Raw genomic sequence first — 21,530 nt, forward strand, 5'->3', positions numbered from 1 at the left:
CCTCGGTGAGCGGTCGGTGTCAGGCCCGGGACGTCCGCGGGCGGCGGCGCAGACCCGGCATCCGGATGGGCTGCGACCCGGGGCCGCCGATGTGCGAGAACGGCTGCATCCGCCAGTCCAGCGTCTCCGGCAGCGTCAGCAGCATGGCGGCGTCCTGCTCCGACGCCTCCATCGACGCGTCGGCGGCGGAGGCGTCCGCCACCCCCCGCCCCGTGCCGGGGCAGACCGTGAGCCCGAACGGGTTCCACGGGGACGGGCACAGCGCATGCTCGGGCAGCACGTCCTCGTCGGCCAGCAGGGCGATTGGACGAGCGCAATCCGGGCAGACGACCCGGAAGATCTCGTAGGTCTCGTCCGTATCGTTGTCGCCTTCTTCCAGGCGCTCCAAATAGGGCATGAATTTCCCCCTCGGGTGGGCTGGCCGGGCTCGTCGGCCTCGGCCTGGCCAGGCTCGTCGGCCTCGACCACAGCAAGCATTTCCCGCGGCACTACGCGGGTAATCGCGGCATCCCCTGGGACCCCGGCGAATGTATGTGGCGTTCGTCACATGCCCGCAGCAGATGCTGCGAACATGGGCGTATGTCCCACCGGTGTCCACAGGGGAAACACCGACTGGGCCGGACCGCCTCCGACCGCATAGGGTGACGGGCTGTGGAGGAGCTGGACAGACAGATCGTGGAACTGCTCGTCAAGGACGGGCGGATGAGCTACACCGACCTGGGCAAGGCCACCGGCCTGTCGACATCGGCGGTGCACCAGCGCGTGCGCCGGCTCGAACAGCGGGGGGTCATCCGCGGCTACGCGGCCGTGGTGGACCCGGAGGCCGTCGGCCTGCCGCTCACCGCGTTCATCTCCGTCAAACCCTTCGACCCCAGCGCGCCCGACGACATCGCCGAGCGGCTGGCCGACGTGCCCGAGATCGAGGCGTGCCACAGCGTGGCGGGGGACGAGAACTACATCCTCAAGGTGCGCGTCGCCACGCCGCTGGAGCTGGAGAACCTGCTCAGCCGGATCCGCTCGCTGGCCGGGGTCTCCACCCGGACCACCGTCGTGCTGTCCACGCCCTACGAGGCGCGCCCGCCCCGCGTGTGAATCCCGCGCCGCGAACGCAACGCCCCTGGTGTCGGCCGGCTCCGTCGAGGGGCGAGACTTAACGGCGTACCGCACGCCCGACCCGACCCCGCGAGGCAGCCCGTCGTGAACGACCCCACACCCGCCCAGGCCGAAGGCCGCACCGTTCTGCTGCGCGGCGGCGAGGTCCACAGCCCCGCCGATCCGTTCGCCACCGCCATGGTGGTCGAACGGGGCACCGTCGCCTGGGTCGGCTCGGAGGGCGCCGCTGACAGCTTCGCCGACGGCGTGGACGAGGTCGTCCACCTCGACGGAGCGCTGGTCACCCCCGCGTTCACCGACGCGCATGTGCACACCACCGCCACCGGACTCGCCCTCACCGGCCTCGACCTCGCGGGCGCCCGTACGCTCGCGGACGCGCTCGGCCGCGTACGCGCGTACGCGCTGGCCCACCCCGAGGACCGGATCCTCCTCGGCCACGGCTGGGACGCCAGCGGCTGGCCGGAGGGGCGGCCCCCCACGCGCGCCGAACTCGACGAGGCCGCCGGCGGCCGTCCGCTCTACCTCACCCGCGTCGATGTGCACTCCGCCGTCGTCACCACCGCCCTGCTCGATGTGGTTCCGGGCATCGCCGGGCTGGCCGGATACCACCCCGACGGGCCGCTGACCGGCGCCGCCCACCACGCCGTGCGCGCCGCGGCCCGCGGCGCCGTGACCGCCCGGCAGCGCGCCGACGCACAGCGCGCCGCCCGCGCCCGCGCCGCCTCCCTCGGCATCGGCTCGGTCCATGAGTGCGCGGGCCCCGACATCTCCGCCGAGGACGACCTCGCCGGGCTGCTGCGGCTGGCCGCCGAGGAGCCGGGCCCGCGCGTCTTCGGCTACTGGGCCGAGGCCGCCGAGAGCGCCGCCGACCTGGACAAGGTGCGTGACCTCGGCGCCTTCGGCGCGGCGGGCGACCTCTTCGTCGACGGCTCGCTCGGCTCGCACACCGCGCATCTGCACGAGCCGTACGCCGACGCCCCGCACACCGGCACCGCCCACCTGGAGGCGGCCGCCGTCGCCGCCCATGTCATCGCCTGCACCGAGGCCGGGCTGCAGGCCGGCTTCCACGCCATCGGCGACGCCGCCGTGACCACCGTCGTGGAGGGCGTACGGGCGGCCGCCGACAAGGTGGGCCTCGCCCGCGTCCGCGCCGCCCGCCACCGCGTCGAGCACGCCGAAATGCTCACCCCCGCGGCCATCGCGGCCTTCGCCGAACTCGGCCTCACCGCCTCCGTCCAGCCCGCGTTCGACGCCGCCTGGGGCGGTGGGACGGGCATGTACGCGCAGCGGCTCGGGCCGGAGCGGGCCCGTACCCTCAACCCCTTCGCCGCGCTGCTGCGCGCCGGCGTGCCCCTGGCGCTCGGCTCCGACAGCCCGGTCACCCCGCTCGACCCCTGGGGCACCGTCCGCGCCGCCGCCTTCCACCGCACCCCCGAGCACCGCGTCTCCGCCCGCGCGGCCTTCACCGCGCACACCCGCGGCGGCTGGCGGGCGATCGGGCGCGACGACGCGGGGGTTCTGGTGCCCGGCGCGCCCGCCGACTACGCGGTCTGGCGCACCGGTGAGCTCGTCGTACAGGTGCCCGACACCCGTGTCGCCGACTGGTCGACCGATCCGCGCTCGGGGACGCCGGGGCTGCCCGACCTCACGCCCGGCGCCCAACTCCCCGTCTGCGTGCGCACGGTGGTCGCCGGACGGACCGTGTACCTCCGGCCGGACGAGTGACGCACGGCCGTGCCGTACCGCCGAACGATGCTCCCGCGGCTTGTCGCGGAAGCTGAACGCAGTCCGTACTGACCTGCTCATTTGAGGAAACGGCGCAGGTCGTGCCGGTGTTGACAGGGTGCGGTCGGCGGCCGGTAGGTTCGGCCGAGTCCACCACAGGACGTCCGACCGGGGAATCTCCACGCAGTCGTCGAACGCCGCTGGGCCATGGGGTGGCGCGCCGGCCGGTGCGCCACCGCTGGGAGCCAGGTCCAGCGCACGGGGGCGAGGGAGGGATCGCCGGGTCGGCAGGTGCGACCCGGAAGGGGCCCGGACGCTCAGTAGACAACGGCTCTCGGTCGACCCGCAGCCAGCGGGTCCCAGGCCGGCCCGAAGGGCGCCGGGCCCCGATCCGCACGCATGGCGGACTCATCAACGCACGCACGGTCATCAACGCACGCACGCGCCCTTGTGGCGCGTTCATGACGCTCTCGTGGAGCCCGCGTGACGGCTTGGGAACCACGCTGTCCGCCTGAGCGTTCCGGACCTCGGGACACATATTCGAGCCCCGCGTTATACGGTCACCTCACCACAGCACGACTTGCAGGAAGGCAGCACGTGCAATCGGGTACCGAAACCAACGCCGAGGCCGGCCCCCGGGGCGCGGCCGAAGACCGACCGGGGGAGCAGCCGGAGTCCGCCGCCGCGCCCGCCGAGGCCGACGCCGACGCCCCGGCGCGTGCCGCCGCGTCCCCGGCCGAGGCACGCCCCGCGCGGGAGCGCGCGCAGCCGGGCCGCCCCGAAGAGGGCCGCCCCGGCCGGATGCGCCGCCTGGCCCGGCTCGCCCGGCGCGAGGCGCGCCGCAGCGCCGTCGCGGCCGTGTTCGGTATCGCCCTCGGCCTCGCCTTCCCGCCGTACGGGCTGTGGCCGCTGTCCCTGGTCTCCGTGGCGGCCCTGAGCCTGCTCACCCACGGACGCACGGCCCGCCAGGGCGCCTGGACCGGCTTCGCGATGGCGCTGCCGTTCTTCGTGCTCCTGCTGAAGTGGCTGCACGTCGTCGGCTGGGACGCGACGGTGGGCCTCGCGATCCTGCAGGCGCTCTACTTCCTCCCGCTGGGCGCGGCCCTCGCCCTGACCTCCCGGCTTCCGGTGCCCTGGCTGCGGCCCCTGTGGGCGGCCTGCCTGTGGATCGCCGAGGAATGGCTCCGCGGCCGGGTGCCGTTCGGCGGCTTCACCTGGGGCCGGCTGGCCTTCGCCAACACAGGGTCGCCCTACACGCCGCTCGCCGCGCTCGGCGGGGCGCCGCTGGTCGGCTTCGCCGTCGCCCTGACGGGCACGCTGCTGGCCGCCGCGGCCCTGGCCCTGTACGGGATGCGCGGCGGCGCCCCGAGGCCGCGCGCGGCGCTGGTGGCCGGCGGGTCGGTCGCCGTGGCCGCGGCCGTGACAGCGGCCGGGTTCGCCGTGCCGATCCCCACGGCCGCCGACGACGCCGTGGACATCGCGATCGTCCAGGGCAACGTCCAGAAGCCCGGTATGGACTTCCTGGGCCGCCCCATGAAGATCCTCAACAACCACGTCAACGCCACGATCGAGCTGGCCAAGGACGTCAAGGCAGGCCGGATCAAAAAGCCCGATCTGGTGATCTGGCCGGAAAACGCCTCCGATCTCGACCCCTTCCAGTACCGGGAGGCGTACGCGCGGATCGACGAGGCCGTGAAGGCGATCAATGTGCCCGTCCTCGTCGGCGCCCTGGTCGACCACCCCACCAAGCAGGGCTATGTGCTGAACCAGGGCATCGTCTGGGACCCCAAGACCGGCCCCGGCGCCTCCTACACCAAGCAGCACCCGGTGCCCTTCGGCGAGTACGTCCCCTTCCGCGAGCAGCTGTCCAAGGTCATCACCCGGTTCAAGCGGGTCCCGCGCGACTTCTACCCCGGCCACCACACCGGGGTGCTGAAGGTCGGCCCGGCCCGGCTCGGCGATGTGATCTGCTTCGAGGTCGCGTACGACGGAATCGTCCGTGACACGGTCAACGCGGGCGCCCGCATGATCGTCGTCCAGACCAACAACGCCACGTACGGCCGTACCGGCCAGCCCGAACAGCAGCTGGCCATGAGCCGGCTGCGGGCCATCGAGCACGGCCGCGCGGTGGTCACCGCGGCCACCAGCGGGATCAGCGCGGTCGTCGCACCGGATGGCACGATCGAGCAGCGGACGAAAGAATTCACGCAGGATGTGCTCACCGCGCGCGTCCCGCTGCGCGATGGCACGACTGTCGCCGACCGCGTCGGTGCGACCCCCGAGTGGGTGCTCGCTATGGTGGGCGTTCTCTCCTGTGCGGCCGCGATCATGATTGGCCGTCGGGGACGTATGGACGAGAAAGGGCAGTAGACCGTGAGCGACGCACGCGAGGCCGACGAGCCGCGCCACACCTCGGACGCCGCAGATTCGCCTCGCGGGCGGAGAAGCGAACCAGAGGGTGCGGTGAGCGACGCACGCGAGGCCGACGAGCCGCGCCAGACCTCGGACGCCGCAGATTCGCCTCGCGACGGGGCCGTGGCCGAGAGGGAGGGCGGGCGGCGGAAGTACGGCCCGCTCGGCAAGGTCCTGGTGATCATCCCGACCTACAACGAGGCGGAGAACATCGGGCCGATCGTCGCCCGGGTGCGGGAATCCGTGCCCGAGGCGCATGTGCTGGTCGCCGACGACAACAGCCCGGACGGCACCGGCAAGGTCGCGGACGAGATCGCGGTCGAGGACGACCATGTGCGGGTGCTGCACCGCAAGGGCAAGGAGGGCCTGGGCGCCGCCTATCTCGCCGGGTTCCGCTGGGGCATCGAGCACGGCTACGGCGTGCTGGTCGAGATGGACGCCGACGGCTCGCACCAGCCGGAGGAACTGCCCCGGCTGCTGACCGCGCTCAAGGGCGCCGACCTGGTGATCGGCTCGCGCTGGGTGCCCGGCGGGCGCATCGTCAACTGGCCCAAGCGGCGGGAGTACCTGTCGCGCGGCGCCAGCACCTATTCCCGGATCCTGCTGGACGTGCCGATCCGCGATGTGACCGCCGGCTTCCGCGCCTTCCGCAAGGAGACGCTGGAGGGCCTGGGGATGGACGCCGTCGCCTCCCAGGGCTATTGCTTCCAGATCGACATGGCCTGGCGCGCGGTCAAGGCGGGCTTCCACGTCATCGAGGTCCCCGTGACGTTCGTCGAACGTGAGCGGGGCGACAGCAAGATGAGCCGCGACATCGTCACCGAGGCGTTCTGGCGGGTCGCGACCTGGGGCGTGAGCTCCCGGGCGAACAAGCTGCTGGGGCGCGACCCCTCGTAGCCGTAGATCTTTGGCCCCCGGGGCCCGGCCCCGCCGTCGCTCCGGGCACACTTGGAGCATGATGACCGGCCCGTCGCAGCAGACCGACCCGACCCGTCCGAAGCGCTCCCGCACCCGCACCTTCCTGCCGCTGGGCATCGCGGCCTGGCTGGTGCTGGAGATCTGGCTGCTGACCGTGGTGGCGGAGGCCGCCGGCGGGTTCACGGTCTTGTTGCTGCTGCTCGCCGGGGTGGTGGTCGGTGCGGCCGTGATCAAGCGCGCCGGCCGCCGGGCCTGGCAGAACCTCTCCCGGTCCATGCAGCCGGGCGCCGCGCCGCAGGACCCGGCGGCGGGGACGGGCAGCAGCTTCACGATGCTCGGCGGGCTGCTGCTGATGATTCCCGGCCTGATCTCGGATGTGGCCGCGCTGGTGTGTCTGTTCCCGCCGACGCGCGCGCTGCTGCGGGACCGCGCGGAGGCAATGCTCACGCGCCGGGTCGGCTATGTCCCCGGGCCGATGGGCGGCGGCTTCGGGCCGGGGCCGGACTCCGGCCAGGACCGGATGCGCCACCCGGACGGCAAGGTCATCCAGGGCGAGGTGATACGGGACGACGAGGACCCGCACTCGGCGCCCCGGGACTGACGCGTTCCCGCTCCGGCCCGGTCAGATCTGGTCAGGTCGGATCCGGCCAGGTCAGGCCAGATGGGTCGACAAGGGCCGGGGCCACTGCTCGGCAGTGGCCCCGGCCCTTGATGTTGTCGCTGTCGGTCGCTGGTTGTTGTGCGATCAGGCAGACTTACGGGTGTCGCGCGGATGCACAGCGATGTTCATGGCGCCGGAGCGCAGTACGGCCAGCCGCTCGGCCAGCACCTCCTCAAGCTCCTCACGGGTGCGCCGCTCCATGAGCATGTCCCAGTGCGTGCGCGCCGGCTTGGCCTTCTTCTCCTCGGGACCGTCGCCGTCCACCAGGAGTGCCACGGCGCCACAGGCCTTGCACTCCCACTCCGGCGGAATCTCCGCCTCTACCGAGAACGGCATCTCAAATCGATGTCCGTTCTGGCATGCGTACTCCACCGCCTGGCGCGGGGCCAGATCGATGCCGCGGTCGGTCTCGTAGCTGGTCACCACGAGTCGCGTGCCGCGGAGAGCTCGCTCACTCATGAATCGTGCCTCCCGGGCTTGTCGCCCACAGGACAGGTGTCGCTGTCGTCGTCATCCGGTCAACGTCCGGTCGGCGGTGAAGATTCCCGTACTGGGACATGCGTCGCCCGTCGTGCCGCCCCGTTGTTCTACCCACAGGCGCCCGGTTTGTCACATCTGGCAGCAGATGTCACCCAGCGTTTCTGGTACTTTAGCGCGCAGTAACGGTCCGCCTGGTGGGCCGAGGGCGTACACTACCGCTCCCTACCCGCGAGGGCTAAATCCGGTCATGTATCGGTGTTCGTGTTGTCTGCATTGTCCGTGTTGACTGTGTTGCGGATGTTGTCTGCGGCTCGCCCTGCGCGACGACCGGCGAGCGTTCGCCCGCGGGCGAGGGAAGCGCGAAGAAACGCAGGAAGTACTGCGCGAGCGGCCCGATGGTCAGCGCGTACAGCACCGTGCCGACCCCCACGGACCCGCCCATCGCGAACCCCGCCGCCAACACCGTCACCTCGATCGTTGTCCGCATCAGCCGCACCGAGCGGCCGGTGCGCCGGTGCAGCCCGGTCATCAGCCCGTCCCGCGGCCCCGGCCCGAAGTGCGCCGAGATGTAGAGGCCGGTCGCCGCGCCGTTGAGGATCACCGAGAACACCAGCAGGGGGATCCTGAGGGCCAGCGCGTGAAGCTCCGGAATCAGCCATAGTGTGATGTCCACCACCACACCGATCACCGCCACATTGGACACCGTCCCCAGACCGGGGCGCTGCCGCAGCGGGATCCACAGCAGCAGTACGGCGGCGCCGACCACGATGGTCACCGTGCCGAAGGACAGCGAGGTGTGCCCGGCGATGCCCTGGTGGAAGACGTCCCACGGGTCGAGCCCGAGTCCGGCGCGCAGCTGGAGCGCCATGCTCGCGCCGTACAGCACCAGCCCCGCGTAGAGGTGGACCAGGCGACGCGTGAGCCGGGGGCCGGGCGGCGCGGATGATGCGGACGGCTCGGATGACGCGGACGGTGCGGACGGTGCGGGCGGCTCGGACGGCGCGGGCGGTACGGGTGGCTCGGACGACGCGGGCGGTACGGGTGGCGCGGACAAAAAAGGCTCCCAGAGGCTGAAGTGGCCTGGCCAGTGGTGGCAGTGGACTGTGGCATGTCACTCTGTAGCCCCAGACCAGTCCAGTTCCATGGCCAATTCCGGAAAGGTGGACCGCAGACGATGAGTCCGTGGACATCCGCGGTGGGAGCACCCCAGTTGGCTCGCCTGCTCGGGCCGGAGCACACGCGGGAGGCCGAGGCCGCGGCGATCGTGTCGGTGACGGGCGGCCGGCGCGTGCCCGCGTACCGCTCCCTCGCCGATCGCGTACGGCTGCTCGTCCTCGAGGGCCGGGTCCCGGTCGCGGCCCGGCTGCCCGCCGAGCGCGAGCTCGCGGCGGCCCTGGGGGTCAGCCGGACCACGGTGGCCGCCGCCTACGAGGCGCTGCGCCAGGAGGGTTTCCTGGAGTCGCGGCGCGGTTCCGGCAGCTGGACCGCGATGCCCGCCGGGAGCCCGCTGCCCACCCGTGGCCTCGACCCGCTGCCGCCCGAGGTCGCGCGTTCGGTGATCGACCTGGGCTGTGCGGCCCTGCCCGCGCCCGAGCCCTGGCTGACCCGCGCCATGCACGGGGCCCTGGAAGAGCTCCCGCCGTACGCCCACACCCACGGCGACTACCCCGCCGGGCTGCCCGCGCTGCGCCAGGCCCTCGCCGACCGCTACACCGCCCGCGGCATACCGACCATGCCCGAGCAGATCATGGTGACCACCGGGGCCATGGGCGCGGTGGCCGCCATCTGCCGGCTGTTCGTCCGCCATGGCGAGCGGGTCGCCGTCGAATCGCCCTCGTACGCGAACATCCTCCAGCTCCTGCGGGAGGCCGGCACCCGGCTGGTCCCCGTGGCCATGGCCCCCGGGCTCGCGGGCTGGGACCTGCCGGCCTGGCGGCAGACGCTGCGCGACGCCGCGCCGCGCATGGCCTATGTCGTCGCCGACTTCCACAACCCCCTGGGCTCGCTGGCCACCGACGAACAGCGCAGACAGCTCGTCGACGCGGCGCGCTCGGCCGGGACCGTGCTCGTCGTGGACGAGACCATGGCGGAACTGCGCCTGGACGAGGACGTGGAGCTGCCCCGCCCGGTCTCCGCGCTCGACCCCGGGGGCAGTACCGTCATCACCGTCGGCTCGGCGAGCAAGTCCTTCTGGGCCGGGCTGCGCATCGGCTGGGTGCGCGCCGCCCCCGACGTCATCCGCAGTCTCGTCGCGGCCCGCGCCTACGCGGACATGGGCACCCCGGTCGTCGAACAGCTCGCCGTGGGCTGGCTGCTGGCCACCGGAGGCTGGGACGAGGCGGTCGAGCTGCGCCGTGCGCAGGCGAGGGAGAACCGCGACGCGCTCGTCGCCGCCGTCCGCCGCCACCTCCCCGACTGGGAGTTCGCGGTGCCGCACGGCGGGCTCACCCTCTGGGCCCGCACCGGCGGCCTGTCCGGGTCACGGATCGCGGAGACGGGCGAGCGGCTGGGCGTACGGGTTCCCTCGGGCCCCCGCTTCGGGGTCGACGGCGCCTTCGAGGGGTACGTACGGCTTCCGTTCACCGTCGGCGGCGCGGTCGCGGAGAAGGCCGCCGCCTGCCTCGCCGCCGCGGCGGAGCTGGTCGCGACCGGCGCCGCGGCCGAGGCCCAGGTCCCGCGCAGCTACGTGGCCTGAGTTCACGGGGTTCGCAGGTCCTCGGCGGTGAATGCCAGCAGGACCAGGGCATCGTGCTCGGCGGTCCCGGGCGGGGCCTGGTAGATCAGCATGCGCTGGCCGTCGCCGGCGGGGGTGAGCACCTCGTTGGCGAGGGTGACCGCGCCGATCGCCGGGTGCCGGAACGCGGTCTCGCCCGCGCGCTTGACCCATACCTCGTGCCGGCGCCACAGCGCGGCGAACTCGCCGCTGGCCGAGGACAGTTCGTCGACCAGCGCGGCGGTGCGCTCCGGCGCGTCCAGTTCGGCGGTGTGCAGGTGCGCGACGCTGTTGCGGGCCACCCGGCCCCAGTCGGCGAACAGGGTTCGCGCGGCCGCGTGAAGAAAGGTGTACCGGATCGTGTTGCGCTGTGCGGGCGGCCAGTCGCTGAGCCCGGGCATCAACGCAAGGCCCTCGGGATTGGCGGCCAGCACGTCGTTGACCTCGTCGAGTACGTACGCCGGGCTCGGCCGGACGGACTCCAGCAGCAGCCGCAGGCCACGGCCGGCCGGTCGGGGGTCGGCGGGCCGGCGGCGCGGTGTCCGCCCGGCGACGCGGTCGGCAAGGCCGAGCAGATGGGCGTGCTCGTCGGCGCTGAGGCGCAGGGCCCGGGCCAACGCGCCCAGTACCGCGTCGCTGGGCGCGGTCTCCCGCCCCTGCTCGATCCGGATGTAGTAGTCCACGCTCACGCCGGCCAGCGCCGCCAGCTCCTCGCGGCGCAGCCCGGGGGTGCGCCGGGCACCCGGCCCGGTGGGCAGCCCGACCTCGGCCGGGCCGATCTGCCCGCGCCGGATACGAAGGAAGCTGGCCATCGCGTTCACGGCCCCGAGTCTGCCATCGGCCGGCCCGCTCCTGGGTGGCCGCGGCACACCCAGGAACCACGCGGCCTCCCCCGGAACCGGTCCGACGGCGCAGCCTCGAACCATGACTGACGCGATCATCATCGGTGGCGGCTCCGGCATGGGCCTCGCCCTGACCCGGACCCTGCTCGCCGAGGGCATGGATGTGACCATCGTCGGCCGATCCGCCGACCGGCTCGCGACGGCCCGGGCGCAACTGGAGCGCTCCGAGCACAAGAAGATCAGCACCATCGCGGCCGACATAGGGCGGGAGGAGGACGTGGCCGCACTGTTCGCCCAGGTGGAGCGAGTGGATCACATCGCGGTCACCGCGGCGGACGCCACCGGCGTCTACGGCCGGACCGCCGACGTCGTCACCGCGACCGCCCGGGCCGTCGTGGACACCAAGCTGCTCGGTGCCTGGTTGGTCGGCAAGTACGCGAGCGGCCGGGTCACCGGCTCGATCACGTACACCTCGGGCATCAACGCGTACCGGCCGAACGGGTCGAACACGATCATGGCCGCGGCCAACGGCGCGCTCGCGTCGCTGGCCTATGGGCTGGCGATCGAACTGGCGCCCGTGCGAGTGAACGTGATCTCCCCCGGCTGGGTGGACACCCCCATCTGGGACCAACTCGGCATGGACAAACGGGCGGCCTTCGCCGAGCTGGCCGAGCGACTCCCGGCCCGCCGTGTCGGCACCCCCGACGACATCGCCCAGGCGTTCTCGTCGGTGATGCACAACGGCTTCATCACCGGAACCGTGCTGCACGTCGACGGAGGACACCGCATCACCTGATCGGGCACACCACTCCGCAGCCCCGGGCCCTTCGGACTCACTCGTCCGGACAGGGGCTAGCCGTGGGTTAGCCGTCCGCCGGGCCCGCCGCGGGCCCGGCCTTCACCATGTCGACCCGCTCCGCGGCCTCGACCGGGCCCGCCTCGACCGGGCCCGCCTCGACCGGGCCCGCGGCCTCGACCGGGCACGGGGCCGCCGCCTCCCGCGGCAGCTCGGGCTCCGGCAGCAGTCCGAGCACCGCCTGGCGCTGCGCCTCGCTCGTCGCCTCGTCGTACGGGTCGGGGGTGGCCGGCACCTGCAGCCGGTGCACCGGGCCGGTGCCGAGCCGTACATAGCCCCGGCCCGGGGGCATCTCGGGCGTCGGCGTGGTGTGCGGCGGGGCGCCGAGCACGGCCCGGATCTGGTCCTCGGAGGCGGGCCCCAGCACCACGCGGGCCCGGGTGTGGGACCGTACGACCTCGCCCAGCGCGTCCGCGGCGTCGAGGTGGTCGGCCACCACCACCCGCACCTGGGCCGCCCGCCCGTGGCGCAGCGGCACCTGCAGCAGCTCCTGCGGGTCGCGGCGGCCCTCGGCCGCGGCGAGCTGGCCGAGCACCGTCGGCCGGTCGAGGACGAGCCACAGCGGACGGAGGATGTCCTGCGGCGGCGGGTGGCCCGTCTGGCGGGCCCGGTTCGCGGCGATCAGCCGCCGCTCCGTCTCGTGTGCCGCCCACTCCAGCGTCGCCAGGGTCCCGGCGAGCCCGCACTCGATGCCCAGCACCCCGGCCCGGCCGCCCAGGAACGCGTACTCGCCGGTGCCGCTGCCGTCCACCACCAGCACCTGACCGTGGCACAGTGCCTGCAGCGCGATGGACCGCAGCAGGGTCGTGGTGCCGCTCCCCGGCGGGCCGAGCGCCAGCAGATGGGGCTCCGTCGACCGCGGCCCGGTGCGCCACACCACCGGCGGGGCGTCCCGCCGCACCTCCTCGGCCGGGTCGTCGGCCGCCTCCGTGACGGGCAGGGTGCGCTGCACCGAGGAGGCGTCGGTGAAGCCGAGCACCGTCTCGCCGGGCGTGGTCACGAAGCGCTGCGCGCCGATCGCGGTGGACAGGGCGGGCAGCACCGTCAGCGTCAGGTGATTGGCCTCCTCGTCCCACGTGAAGGAGTACTCCCGGCCGCGCCCCGACTTGGCGTACAGCAGCCGCTCGACGCGGGCGCGGGACTCCGCGTCGCCGTCGGTGAAGTACGGGGGGTAGCGCAGCCTCAGCCGGGTCAGCCGCCCGCTGTCGTCGAACTCGAAGGAGTCGAAGGCGCGCGACCACTCCCCGCCGTGCGCGTACAGCGGGTTCGGGTCCTCGGGGGCGGAGAAGTACGGCACCAGCGCCTCGTACAGGATCCGCAGGCGCTCCCGGCCGGCCTCGCCGGGCCCCGGATCCTTCACGGGGCCCTTGCGCCCGGCCCAGAACGCGGCGCCCATCAGGCTCACGGCCGACAGCGTCGGGCCGTACGGCAGGAGGGCGATGCCCACCACGCAGGTGGCCATCAGGAAGAGCGCCGGGCCGCGGCGCTCCTTCGGGGTCTGCGCCCATTTGCGCCGCCCGCCGGCGGCCATGGCGCGCAGTCCGCGGCACAGCGCGATCAGCGGTTGCAGCACATCGGCGGCGCCGTCGCCGGTGGCCCGGGCGAAGCCCCGGACGCCGGCCAGCTTGCCGCCGCGGGCCGGCCTGCCGCGGCGGGCGAACCCGCGGGCGAACCCGCGGGCGAACCCGCGGACGCGGATCAGCGGGCCGCCGCCGCTGAGGACACGGGGGAGCGGTCGTCGGCGCACGTCAGAACTTGATCCCGCCCAGGAGGTTGGCCAGGCTGACGCCACCGGCCCTGATGCTCGGGGCGATCGCGGTGCTCGCGAGGTAGAAGCCGAACAGGGCGCAGATGATGGCGTGTGACGCCTTGAGGCCGTCCTTGCGGAAGAACACGAAGACGATGACGCCGAGCAGTACGACGCCGGAAATGGACAGGATCATCACGGTCTCCTGGCTGGTGGGGGACGGTCACCATGAGTCCTTCCAGGGTCACGCCAGGTACCCACTCGGCAAAAGGTGCAAATGGGTGGATTATCGGTGTATTCACTGGTGTGGACGCGAAGCCGGAGGCGAGACGCCCATGAGTGACCAGAACCGCGAGACCGAGCCGGCCCACGACCCGGAGGTGCTGCAGCTCGCGGCCAAGGTCTTCGATCTGGCCCGGCACGGGGACACCGACACGCTCGCCGCCTACGTGGACGCGGGGGTCCCGGCCAACCTCACCAATGACAAGGGCGATTCGCTCCTCATGCTCGCGGCCTACCACGGGCACGCCGCGACCGTCTCCTCCCTGCTGCGCCGCGGGGCCGACCCCAACCGCCTCAGCGAAAGCGGTCAGACGCCCATCGCCGGTGCCACCTTCAAGGGCGAGGACGAGGTGCTTCGGGTGCTGCTCGCCGGTGGCGCCGATCCGCGGGCGGGCTCGCCCTCGGCCGTCGAGGCGGCGCGCATGTTCGGGCGGCGGGATCTGCTCGCGCTGTTCGGTGCGGCGGAGTGATCTGACGGCGTCCGGGCGGCCGGGCTTGCGGCGTTCCGGACGGGCTGACGGCGCCCGGGCGGCCGGGCTTGCGGCGTTCCGGCGGCCGTCGCCCGTTCGACTTCTGTCCGCCTCCGGCCGCACGTACGGCGACATGCCTCAACTTCTTTGAGGCGAATGGTCCAGACTATTGACATGCCCTGAACAAGGCTCGGCATGATGTCCCCATCGCGCACCCTTCGCGCTCCCTTCGCGCACCCTTCCCCACGGGACGCCCCGGGCGCCCGGTTCCCCCACACAGGAAGGCCATCGCTTCATGAGGAAAACTCTGCGCATCGCCATGACCGGCCTGCTCGCGGCGGCCGCCCTCGCCGCCGCCCCCTGGCCGGCCCCGGCCGCTGACGCCGCCCCGCCGGCCGTCGCCGCCACCTTCACCGACACCTTCGACGGCCCGGCGGGCAGCGCCGTCGACGGCTCCAAATGGGGCTATGAGACCGGCGACAACGTCAACAACCACGAGCGCCAGTACTACACGGACGGCACCAAGAACGCCGCGCTCGACGGCCAGGGCAACCTCGTCATCACCGCCCGCAAGGAGAACCCGGCCAACTACAACTGCTGGTACGGCCGGTGCGAGTACACCTCGGCCCGGCTCTCCACCGCACGCACGTTCACCACCGCGTACGGACGTGTGGAGGCCCGGATCAAGGTGCCCCGGGGCCAGGGCATGTGGCCCGCCTTCTGGATGCTCGGCAACGACATCGGCAGCGCCGGATGGCCCAACTGCGGCGAGATCGACGTCATGGAGAACGTCGGCTACGAGCCCAGCACCGTGCACGGCACCATCCACGGCCCCGGCTACTCCGGATCGGGTGGCATAGGCGCCGGCTACACCCTGCCGAACGGGCAGAAGTTCGCCGACGGCTTCCACACCTTCGCGGTCGACTGGTCACCCAACAAGATCACCTGGTCCGTGGACGGCCATGTCTACCAGACCCGCACCCCCGCCGATCTGAACGGCAACCGCTGGGTGTTCGACCACCGCTTCTACCTCATTCTCAACCTCGCGGTCGGCGGCTACTGGCCCGGCGACCCGGACGGCTCGACCACCTTCCCGCAGCAGCTGGTGGTCGACTACGTCAAGGTCACCGGAGGCAGCTGACCACGAGAGACACGGCGACCCGGCGGCGTCGGCGCCCAGCCATGGCCGGGCCCCGGCGCCGCTCCCGTGGAGCGCCGACAGAACATTCGCCTCCGTACGCTTGACCCTCTCACTGTGTGAGGGCCTGCACTGGAAGGCGTCATGTTCACCATCGGAGAGTTCGCCAAGCACGGACGGGTGTCGGTCCGCATGCTGCGCCACTACGACGCCATCGGGCTGCTGCGCCCCGCCCACACCGACCCGACCAGCGGCTACCGCTACTACGAAGCCGGTCAGCTCGCCCGGCTCAACCGCGTCATCGCGCTCAAGGACCTGGGCTTCAGCCTCCACCAGGTCACGTCGCTCCTCGACGACGACATCGGCACCGAGGAGCTGCGCGGGATGCTGCGGTTGCGCCGGGCTGAGCTGGAGTCGGCCGTCGCGGAGGCGGTGGCCAGGCTGGCCCAGGTCGAGGCGAGGCTCCGGACCATCGAGAACGAGGGACGCATGCCCACCGAGGACATTGTGATCAAGAGCCTGCCGCCGCTCCGCCTGGCCGAGCTGAGCGCCACCGCGGCGAGCTTCGAACCGCAGGACATCGGGCCCGTCATCGGCCCCCTGTTCGAGCGGCTGTGCGGGCTGCTGGACGCCGCGGGCGTGACCCCGACCGGCCCCGGGCTCGCCTACTACGAGGACGCCCCCGAGGGCGGCGGGGCGATCACCGTCCACGCCGGGCTGCCGGTCGGCGCGCAGGTCGCCGGTGAGGACTTCCAGATCGTTCAGCTGCCCGGCGTCGAGCGCGCCGCCACCGTCGTGCACCGCGGCCCCATGGAGGGCGAGGTGCTGACCACCTCCCAGGCGCTGGCCCGCTGGATCGACGCCAACGGCTACCGCTCGACGGGATACCCGCGCGAAGTCTCCCTGCACTGCCCCGAGGACCGCACCCAGTGGGTCACCGAGCTCCAGGAGCCCATCGTCGCCGGCGGCTGAGGCCGATGTCCCGGAGGCCCGGTCCGGCCGGGCCTCTGGGACATGCCAAGATCGCAGGCATGACGGCACAGCACGACCCGGAAACGATCCTCGCCGGCCTGGCCGACGAGGACTGGCCCACCATCGGCTTCTCCCGCGGCACCGCCGCCGACCCGGCCGGGACGCTGCGCGCCCTGGTCTCGGGGGACAACGAACATGTCCGCGAGGAGGCGCTCGGTTCCTTCTGGGGCGCGATGCGTGCCCGCGTCCCCGCGTACCGCGCGACAGTACAGGTCATCCCGTACCTGGCCCGGGCCTGCGCAGCCGGGATCCACCAGGAGACGCTGCTCGAGCTCCTGCACAGCGTCGCGGGCGGCGAGGACCAGCCCCGTAACGACCAGGGCGAGCTCACGGCCGCCGTCGCCGCGCAGGTGCCGCTGCTGCTGCCCCTCCTCGCCCACGACGACGAGGACATCAGGCGCTGGCTGATCCGTATCGTCCTGCTGTCCGGCCGGTCGCGGGAGTCCGCCGAGGCGATACGGGCCCGCTGGGCGGAGGAGCCCGACCCCACGCTGCGCTCCGCCCTGCTGTCGGCCTGCCGTATCGCCGACCCGGACGTCGCGGCGGAGATCGCCGCGGGTGAACTCGGCCCCGACCGCGACCCCGAGATCCGGCTCGTCGCCGCCCTCAACCTGGTGCGCGACGGGGCCTCCTGGACGGACGAGCTGGAGGCCGCGGCCATCGCCTGGGCCGTGCAGGGTAGCGAAATCGAGCCGGTCGAGCGGTGGTTCGACGTGAACTCCGGCGACTGGAAGGACACCGACCCCGACGACCAGTCCTTCGAGCTTCTGCTCCAGCTGCTCGCCGACCGCGGCGAGCTCCCCGTGGCCCTCCGCCTGCTGGACGCGGTCCTGGCCGCCGAGGGTCCCGGCGCCGACCTGCGCGGCCGCCGGGCGCTGGCCGCCATCGAGCCGCTGTGCGCCGAGTTCCGCACCGCCCCGGCGCTGCTGGCCCCTCGCATGGCGTCCCTGGTGGCGCATCAGGACCTGGTCGTGGCCGGGACGGCCATCGGACAGCTGCGGCGCCTGGGGGAAGAGGGCAGGCCCGCCGCCGACGCGCTGCTGACCCACGCCTCGGGCGAGCGGGTCGCCGAGGCGGAGGACAAGTTCGACGCCGAGGACGCCGACGACGTGGCCGACAACGCCCTCGCAGCGCTCGTCGGCCTCGGCGACCCCAGGGCCGTGCCGCTGCTGGCCCGCGATCTGCCGCGCCGCAAGGAGGCCCTGGAGACCGCCGTCGGCATCTCGCCCTGGAGGCTCCGCGACGAGCCGTCGGTGCCCTTCGACCCCCGGCTCCTGGACGCCGCCCGCGACCTGATCCGCAATCCGGACCGCCGCAACTACGGCGCGCCCCGGCACCTGTGCACCCTGCTGGCCTCCTGGGGACCGCAGGCGGCCCCCGCCCTCCCGGAGCTGTACTCCCTGCTGACCAAGGAGCGCCAGCACGCCCCGGGCGCGGTGGCCGCCGTCGCGGCCGGCACCGAGGCCGCCGCCGAGGCGGCGGACCGGCTGCGCGAGGCCGCCGAAGGGGCCTCCGTCTACGACCGCATGCCCACCGCCGAGGCCCTGCACCGGCTCACCGGCGACACCGAGCAGCTGCTCGAGGCGATCCGCCCCGGACTCGACGACATCCTCTACAGCCGGCGCGCCGCGGTGGGCCGGGCCGGGCGGCTCGGCCCCGCCGGCGAGCCGCTGCTGCCCCGCCTGCGCGAGCTGCTGGCGCCCGAGGAGGGGGAGCGCGTCGGCTGGGTCCCGCGCGACTGCCTGTCGGCCGCGTGGGCCATCCTGGCGATCGCCGGCGCGTCGGCGCCCGACGAGCTGGTCCCGGCCATCTCCCGGGGACTGGCGAGCCGGGACGCCCAGACCCGGGCCTCGGCCGCTCGCCTGACCGGCCGGCTGGGCGCGGCCGCCGCGCCCCTGGCCGAGCGGATCGCGCCGCTGCTGAAGTCCCTGGCCACCCTCCTGCCCGCCGCGCGCGCCCTGCTGGCCATCCCCGGGGCTGTGGGGCCCGAGGGGGTGGTCGACCGCGAGGAGCTGACGGATGCGCTGCTCCTGGCCGTCGACTCCGTCGATCACCCCGGGACGGCGCTCGACCTGCTGCGCGACCTCGGCGGCGGCAGCCTCCCCGCGGCCACCGCCGACCGGCTGCGCGAATCGCTGACCGCCGAACGCCGCCCGCCCCTGCGCGGGTTCGCACTCCAACGCATCCGCATCGACCAACGGCGCACCGCCGCCCTGCGGGCCGCCCTGGGCGAGTAACCTTCCGGCCGCCGAGTAGCCTCCATCCATGGATATCGGTGATGTCGTCGAGGACTTCGAACTGCCGGACGAGAGCGGCACCGCCCGCACGCTGAGCGGACTGCTCGAGAACGGCCCTGTGGTGCTGTTCTTCTATCCCGCGGCCTTCACACCGGGCTGCACGAAGGAGGCCTGTCACTTCCGGGACATCGCGGGGGAGTTCAAGGCGCTGGGCGCCCAGCCGGTCGGGGTGAGCGCGGACTCGGTGGACAAGCAGGCGGAGTTCGCCCGGACCCACTCCTTCGGCTATCCGCTGCTGTCCGATCCGGAGGGGACCGTACGGGAGCGGTTCGGGGTCAAGCGCGGCATATCGGCCGTCCCGACCAAGCGGGTCACCTTTGTGATCGACACCGACCGGCGGGTGCTGGAGATCGTCAAGAGCGAGTTCCGGATGAGCGTCCACGCGGACAAGGCCCTCGAGGCGCTGCGCAGCAGGGCGGCGTAGAACGGATCAGCGTGCGGGCAGCCGCCGGGCGAAGAACCCCCGTACGAGGCCCCGCACGGCGGGCACGGAGCGCGCCGGGTCCACCGCGCCCACCAGCGCGCCCCGGGCCTCGGCGGTCATCAGCCCGGCCGTCTGCAACTGGGGCGCGACCGCGGCGTAGTCGGTGAACACCCAGTGCGCGGCGTCGCCCAGCCGCCTGCGCCCGATGTGCCCGCCGGGGTGGGCGAGCGCGGCCGACCAGGAGCGCCGCATGTCCTCGTCCCGGGCGCCGAAACCATCGGTGTCCAGCAGGAGCAACGGCCGGTCCACCCCGTACCGGGCGACCGGGAACAACTCCCCTTCCCGGCCCGGCGCTTCCGCCGGATGGTTGAGATAGCCCTCCAGATTGACCGCGGCGGCGATACGGCGGTCCTCGTACAGCGCCTCGGCCGCGGCCGTGCCGCCCGCCGAGTGGCCGTACACCCCCACCCGGCTCAGATCCAGCGCGCGGCCGATGCCTTCCGGCAGCGGGCGGCGCGCCGCGTCCGGATTCCGCCCGCTCGCCACCGCCTCCACCTGGTCCAGGACGAAACGGAGGTCTGCGATCCGGGTGGCGATCATGGTGCGGAAGGTCGCCGGGCCCGTGCGCGGATCCCCGCGGAAGACGGTCGGGCGGACCATGTCCCGTCCCGTCATCGCGCACGGGAACTCGACCGCGCAGGCGTCGCCCGGGTGGTCGACCGTCACCACCACACAGCCGTGACTCGCCAACTCCTCGGCGACCACCGTGCCCAGGCCGCGCGGATCGCCGCCGCCCGGGCTGTAGAGCAGCACCGGGTGCGGGGCGGGCCGCGCGGGCGCGCCCGGGTGCGCGTGCGTCATGGTGGCCGCCCAGTCCACCCCGGCCCGGGGCAGTCCGGGGTGCGTGGCGGGGGCGATCACCGCGAACAACTCCGCAACACCCTGGGACAGTTGTGGCGCGAGCGGATATCCCCGGACGGTGCGGGCCGGATAGCGGACCGTGGCCATCACCTCCCGCACCGGAATCCCCGGCTCCCACGGGTCGCGCCGGGAGCGATCGACGAGATACAGCGTGGTCACCCCGACCGGGTGCGGGCCGGTCGGCGCCGGCAGCCGTACGGTGGCCGCAGCCGCGGCCCGTGCCCGCGCGAGGCCGCCACCGCCCGCGAGCAGCGCGGCCGGCAGGGCCGACGTGGTGACGGTCCGCCGGGACACCCCGGCGGCATCGTGAACGAATGAAGAGGCCATAACCTGGATGCTGGCTCCCGGCGGGGAGCGCGGGCGATGGTTCAGGCCCTGCCCGAAACGCTGGCGCGCCGCCGCCCGGGGGAGTAATGATCCGCATCCGCTTCACTGCCGCCGACTTCGCCCGGGTCCGGTTCGCGCCCCGGCCGGCCCCGCTCCAGGAGCTGAACGTGGCCCTGACGCGGATGTGCCTCCCCGGCGACGCACCGCTCTACGGCCGCTGGCGACGGCGGCTGCTGCGGTCCCTGCCCGCCGCCGTCGGGCCGCTGCGCGACCTGGTCCCCGCGGGCCGGGCCCCCGCCTTCATCGACGTGTTCAGCGACGACCTGAAGGAGGGGCTGGACACCGTGCGGGCCGCCCGCCCCGCCCTGGTCCGCTCCGAAATCGAGCGCGTCTACGCCGGACACCCGGCCCCCGCCCCGCTGTGGATCCGCGATCTGCACCGGGGCGGCGCCGACGCCTGGCGGCTGCTGCGCCGCGCGCAGCACACGGCCTTCGAAGCGGTCCTGGCCCCCGTCTGGCCCCTGGTGCGCGACCTGCACCACGGAGAGTTCACCCGCCATGCCCTCGCCGTGGCCGAACACGGCACCGCCGCCGCGCTCACCGAGCTGGTCCCCGGCGCCCCGCTGCGCGGGGAGGTCTGGGAGCTGAACGGGCCCGGGGAGCGGGAGATCGCGCTGCGCGGCCGTGGCCTGGTGCTCCAGCCCACCTTCCACTGGACGGGCCACCCCCTCCTCGCAGACCTGCCCGGCCACCCGCTGTACGTCACCTACCCGGCAGGCCCGGGTCTGCCGCTGCCCCCGGCCGGGGCGGGCGGCACGGGCGGCGACGACGCGCTGGCCGCGGTGCTCGGCCGGACCCGCCTGGACATCCTGCTGCTGCTCGCCGAGGAACACACCACCAGCGGGCTCGCCCGGCGGCTGGGCGTCAGCAACGCCACCGCCTCCGCCCACACCGCCGCGCTGCGCGGCGCGGGCCTGATCACCACGGTCCGCGCCGGGCGCGCGGTGCTGCACCGGCGCACCGCGCTGGGCGGCCTGCTGGTGCGGCGCGCCTCCTGACCGCGCGCGCGTTCGTGGTGGGGGGGGGCGGGCCGGGGCCCCGCGCGCGCCCCCCCCCCAACACCCCCCCCAGAGGCCCCGCTAGGGGGCGGCGTACACCACGGCGCGGGCGGG

General features: G+C 73.6%; 19 protein-coding genes and 1 pseudogene. 13 read left to right on the top strand and 7 right to left on the bottom strand.

What is annotated here, in order from left to right; genetic code table 11:
- Positions 1 to 19: 19 nt before the first annotated feature.
- On the bottom strand, positions 20 to 397 hold the full coding sequence (locus ACFZDL_RS34060) for a hypothetical protein (RefSeq protein WP_353591431.1): 378 nt from the start codon (positions 395 to 397) through the stop codon (positions 20 to 22).
- Between the two features lie 254 nt (positions 398 to 651).
- Here ACFZDL_RS34060 and ACFZDL_RS34065 point away from each other — a divergent pair, with 254 nt between their 5' ends.
- The 5 genes from ACFZDL_RS34065 (at position 652) to fxsA (ending at position 6,769) form a co-directional block, all read left to right on the top strand.
- Positions 652 to 1,092, top strand: a complete 441-nt coding sequence (locus ACFZDL_RS34065; protein ID WP_065966312.1) for an Lrp/AsnC family transcriptional regulator — start codon at positions 652 to 654, stop codon at positions 1,090 to 1,092.
- Between the two features lie 105 nt (positions 1,093 to 1,197).
- Positions 1,198 to 2,838, top strand: coding sequence for an amidohydrolase (locus ACFZDL_RS34070; RefSeq protein WP_353591430.1), 1,641 nt, complete (start codon positions 1,198 to 1,200; stop codon positions 2,836 to 2,838).
- Positions 2,839 to 3,639: 801 nt separating this feature from the next.
- On the top strand, positions 3,640 to 5,208 hold the full coding sequence (gene lnt, locus ACFZDL_RS34075; RefSeq protein ID WP_391193261.1) for an apolipoprotein N-acyltransferase: 1,569 nt from the start codon (positions 3,640 to 3,642) through the stop codon (positions 5,206 to 5,208).
- A 165-nt stretch (positions 5,209 to 5,373) separates the two neighbouring features.
- On the top strand, positions 5,374 to 6,147 hold the full coding sequence (locus ACFZDL_RS34080) for a polyprenol monophosphomannose synthase (protein ID WP_353591663.1): 774 nt from the start codon (positions 5,374 to 5,376) through the stop codon (positions 6,145 to 6,147).
- Between the two features lie 61 nt (positions 6,148 to 6,208).
- Complete coding sequence (gene fxsA, locus ACFZDL_RS34085) at positions 6,209 to 6,769, top strand: FxsA family membrane protein (RefSeq protein WP_353591662.1); 561 nt, start codon at positions 6,209 to 6,211, stop codon at positions 6,767 to 6,769.
- A gap of 144 nt (positions 6,770 to 6,913) precedes the next feature.
- On the opposite strand, the gene ACFZDL_RS34090 is transcribed toward fxsA, so the two are convergent.
- Both ACFZDL_RS34090 and ACFZDL_RS34095 read right to left on the bottom strand, forming a co-directional pair.
- On the bottom strand, positions 6,914 to 7,288 hold the full coding sequence (locus ACFZDL_RS34090) for an RNA polymerase-binding protein RbpA (protein WP_043486392.1): 375 nt from the start codon (positions 7,286 to 7,288) through the stop codon (positions 6,914 to 6,916).
- A gap of 256 nt (positions 7,289 to 7,544) precedes the next feature.
- The gene (locus ACFZDL_RS34095; RefSeq protein ID WP_353591661.1) at positions 7,545 to 8,177 is read right to left on the bottom strand and encodes a hypothetical protein; all 633 of its coding nucleotides are present in this window, start codon (positions 8,175 to 8,177) and stop codon (positions 7,545 to 7,547) included.
- A 306-nt stretch (positions 8,178 to 8,483) separates the two neighbouring features.
- Between ACFZDL_RS34095 and ACFZDL_RS34100 the strand changes: the two genes are divergently transcribed.
- Positions 8,484 to 10,004: a PLP-dependent aminotransferase family protein gene (locus ACFZDL_RS34100; protein WP_353591428.1), complete on the top strand. Its 1,521-nt coding sequence runs from the start codon at positions 8,484 to 8,486 to the stop codon at positions 10,002 to 10,004.
- A 2-nt stretch (positions 10,005 to 10,006) separates the two neighbouring features.
- Here the strand turns inward: ACFZDL_RS34100 and ACFZDL_RS34105 are convergent, their stop codons facing one another.
- Positions 10,007 to 10,834 carry a helix-turn-helix domain-containing protein gene (locus tag ACFZDL_RS34105; protein ID WP_353591660.1) on the bottom strand — a complete coding sequence of 276 codons (828 nt, stop codon included), beginning with the start codon at positions 10,832 to 10,834 and terminating at the stop codon, positions 10,007 to 10,009.
- A 112-nt stretch (positions 10,835 to 10,946) separates the two neighbouring features.
- On the opposite strand from ACFZDL_RS34105, the gene ACFZDL_RS34110 reads away from it, so the two are divergent.
- Positions 10,947 to 11,660, top strand: a complete 714-nt coding sequence (locus tag ACFZDL_RS34110) for an SDR family oxidoreductase (RefSeq protein WP_353591427.1) — start codon at positions 10,947 to 10,949, stop codon at positions 11,658 to 11,660.
- Positions 11,661 to 11,727: 67 nt separating this feature from the next.
- Here ACFZDL_RS34110 and ACFZDL_RS34115 read toward each other — a convergent pair whose 3' ends face one another.
- Both ACFZDL_RS34115 and ACFZDL_RS34120 read right to left on the bottom strand, forming a co-directional pair.
- Positions 11,728 to 13,467, bottom strand: coding sequence for a hypothetical protein (locus ACFZDL_RS34115; RefSeq protein WP_391193256.1), 1,740 nt, complete (start codon positions 13,465 to 13,467; stop codon positions 11,728 to 11,730).
- Between the two features lies 1 nt (position 13,468).
- Positions 13,469 to 13,663 carry a hypothetical protein gene (locus ACFZDL_RS34120; RefSeq protein WP_353591426.1) on the bottom strand — a complete coding sequence of 65 codons (195 nt, stop codon included), beginning with the start codon at positions 13,661 to 13,663 and terminating at the stop codon, positions 13,469 to 13,471.
- Positions 13,664 to 13,802: 139 nt separating this feature from the next.
- On the opposite strand from ACFZDL_RS34120, the gene ACFZDL_RS34125 reads away from it, so the two are divergent.
- From ACFZDL_RS34125 to ACFZDL_RS34145, 5 genes and pseudogenes are all read left to right on the top strand, one after another.
- On the top strand, positions 13,803 to 14,219 hold the full coding sequence (locus ACFZDL_RS34125; protein WP_353591425.1) for an ankyrin repeat domain-containing protein: 417 nt from the start codon (positions 13,803 to 13,805) through the stop codon (positions 14,217 to 14,219).
- Between the two features lie 319 nt (positions 14,220 to 14,538).
- Positions 14,539 to 15,348, top strand: a pseudogene (locus ACFZDL_RS34130) (family 16 glycosylhydrolase); the annotation flags it as partial.
- Between the two features lie 153 nt (positions 15,349 to 15,501).
- Positions 15,502 to 16,329 (top strand): MerR family transcriptional regulator, encoded by an 828-nt coding sequence (locus ACFZDL_RS34135; protein WP_353591424.1) that lies wholly within the window; start codon positions 15,502 to 15,504, stop codon positions 16,327 to 16,329.
- Between the two features lie 59 nt (positions 16,330 to 16,388).
- Complete coding sequence (locus ACFZDL_RS34140) at positions 16,389 to 18,626, top strand: hypothetical protein (RefSeq protein WP_353591423.1); 2,238 nt, start codon at positions 16,389 to 16,391, stop codon at positions 18,624 to 18,626.
- Positions 18,627 to 18,654: 28 nt separating this feature from the next.
- On the top strand, positions 18,655 to 19,110 hold the full coding sequence (locus ACFZDL_RS34145) for a peroxiredoxin (RefSeq protein WP_089510287.1): 456 nt from the start codon (positions 18,655 to 18,657) through the stop codon (positions 19,108 to 19,110).
- Positions 19,111 to 19,116: 6 nt separating this feature from the next.
- Here ACFZDL_RS34145 and ACFZDL_RS34150 read toward each other — a convergent pair whose 3' ends face one another.
- The gene (locus ACFZDL_RS34150; protein WP_353591422.1) at positions 19,117 to 20,358 is read right to left on the bottom strand and encodes an alpha/beta hydrolase; all 1,242 of its coding nucleotides are present in this window, start codon (positions 20,356 to 20,358) and stop codon (positions 19,117 to 19,119) included.
- An 86-nt stretch (positions 20,359 to 20,444) separates the two neighbouring features.
- Between ACFZDL_RS34150 and ACFZDL_RS34155 the strand changes: the two genes are divergently transcribed.
- A complete protein-coding gene (locus tag ACFZDL_RS34155) occupies positions 20,445 to 21,416 on the top strand; it encodes a winged helix-turn-helix domain-containing protein (protein ID WP_353591421.1) in 972 nt (323 codons plus the stop codon).
- Positions 21,417 to 21,530: the final 114 nt, after the last annotated feature.

The organism is Streptomyces sp. NPDC007917, from assembly GCF_042959105.1.
Lineage (GTDB): Bacteria > Actinomycetota > Actinomycetes > Streptomycetales > Streptomycetaceae > Streptomyces.

Bases quoted from the DNA above. Each gene is read 5' to 3' on its own strand.
- ACFZDL_RS34060 (WP_353591431.1), bottom strand. From the start codon at position 397: ATGCCCTATTTGGAGCGCCTGGAAGAAGGCGACAACGATACGGACGAG.
- lnt (WP_391193261.1), top strand. From the start codon at position 3,640: ATGCGCCGCCTGGCCCGGCTCGCCCGGCGCGAGGCGCGCCGCAGCGCC.
- fxsA (WP_353591662.1), top strand. From the start codon at position 6,209: ATGACCGGCCCGTCGCAGCAGACCGACCCGACCCGTCCGAAGCGCTCC.
- ACFZDL_RS34090 (WP_043486392.1), bottom strand. From the start codon at position 7,288: ATGAGTGAGCGAGCTCTCCGCGGCACGCGACTCGTGGTGACCAGCTAC.
- ACFZDL_RS34095 (WP_353591661.1), bottom strand. From the start codon at position 8,177: ATGGCGCTCCAGCTGCGCGCCGGACTCGGGCTCGACCCGTGGGACGTC.
- ACFZDL_RS34100 (WP_353591428.1), top strand. From the start codon at position 8,484: ATGAGTCCGTGGACATCCGCGGTGGGAGCACCCCAGTTGGCTCGCCTG.
- ACFZDL_RS34105 (WP_353591660.1), bottom strand. From the start codon at position 10,834: ATGGCCAGCTTCCTTCGTATCCGGCGCGGGCAGATCGGCCCGGCCGAG.
- ACFZDL_RS34110 (WP_353591427.1), top strand. From the start codon at position 10,947: ATGACTGACGCGATCATCATCGGTGGCGGCTCCGGCATGGGCCTCGCC.
- ACFZDL_RS34120 (WP_353591426.1), bottom strand. From the start codon at position 13,663: ATGATCCTGTCCATTTCCGGCGTCGTACTGCTCGGCGTCATCGTCTTC.
- ACFZDL_RS34125 (WP_353591425.1), top strand. From the start codon at position 13,803: ATGAGTGACCAGAACCGCGAGACCGAGCCGGCCCACGACCCGGAGGTG.
- ACFZDL_RS34135 (WP_353591424.1), top strand. From the start codon at position 15,502: ATGTTCACCATCGGAGAGTTCGCCAAGCACGGACGGGTGTCGGTCCGC.
- ACFZDL_RS34140 (WP_353591423.1), top strand. From the start codon at position 16,389: ATGACGGCACAGCACGACCCGGAAACGATCCTCGCCGGCCTGGCCGAC.
- ACFZDL_RS34145 (WP_089510287.1), top strand. From the start codon at position 18,655: ATGGATATCGGTGATGTCGTCGAGGACTTCGAACTGCCGGACGAGAGC.
- ACFZDL_RS34150 (WP_353591422.1), bottom strand. From the start codon at position 20,358: ATGGCCTCTTCATTCGTTCACGATGCCGCCGGGGTGTCCCGGCGGACC.
- ACFZDL_RS34155 (WP_353591421.1), top strand. From the start codon at position 20,445: ATGATCCGCATCCGCTTCACTGCCGCCGACTTCGCCCGGGTCCGGTTC.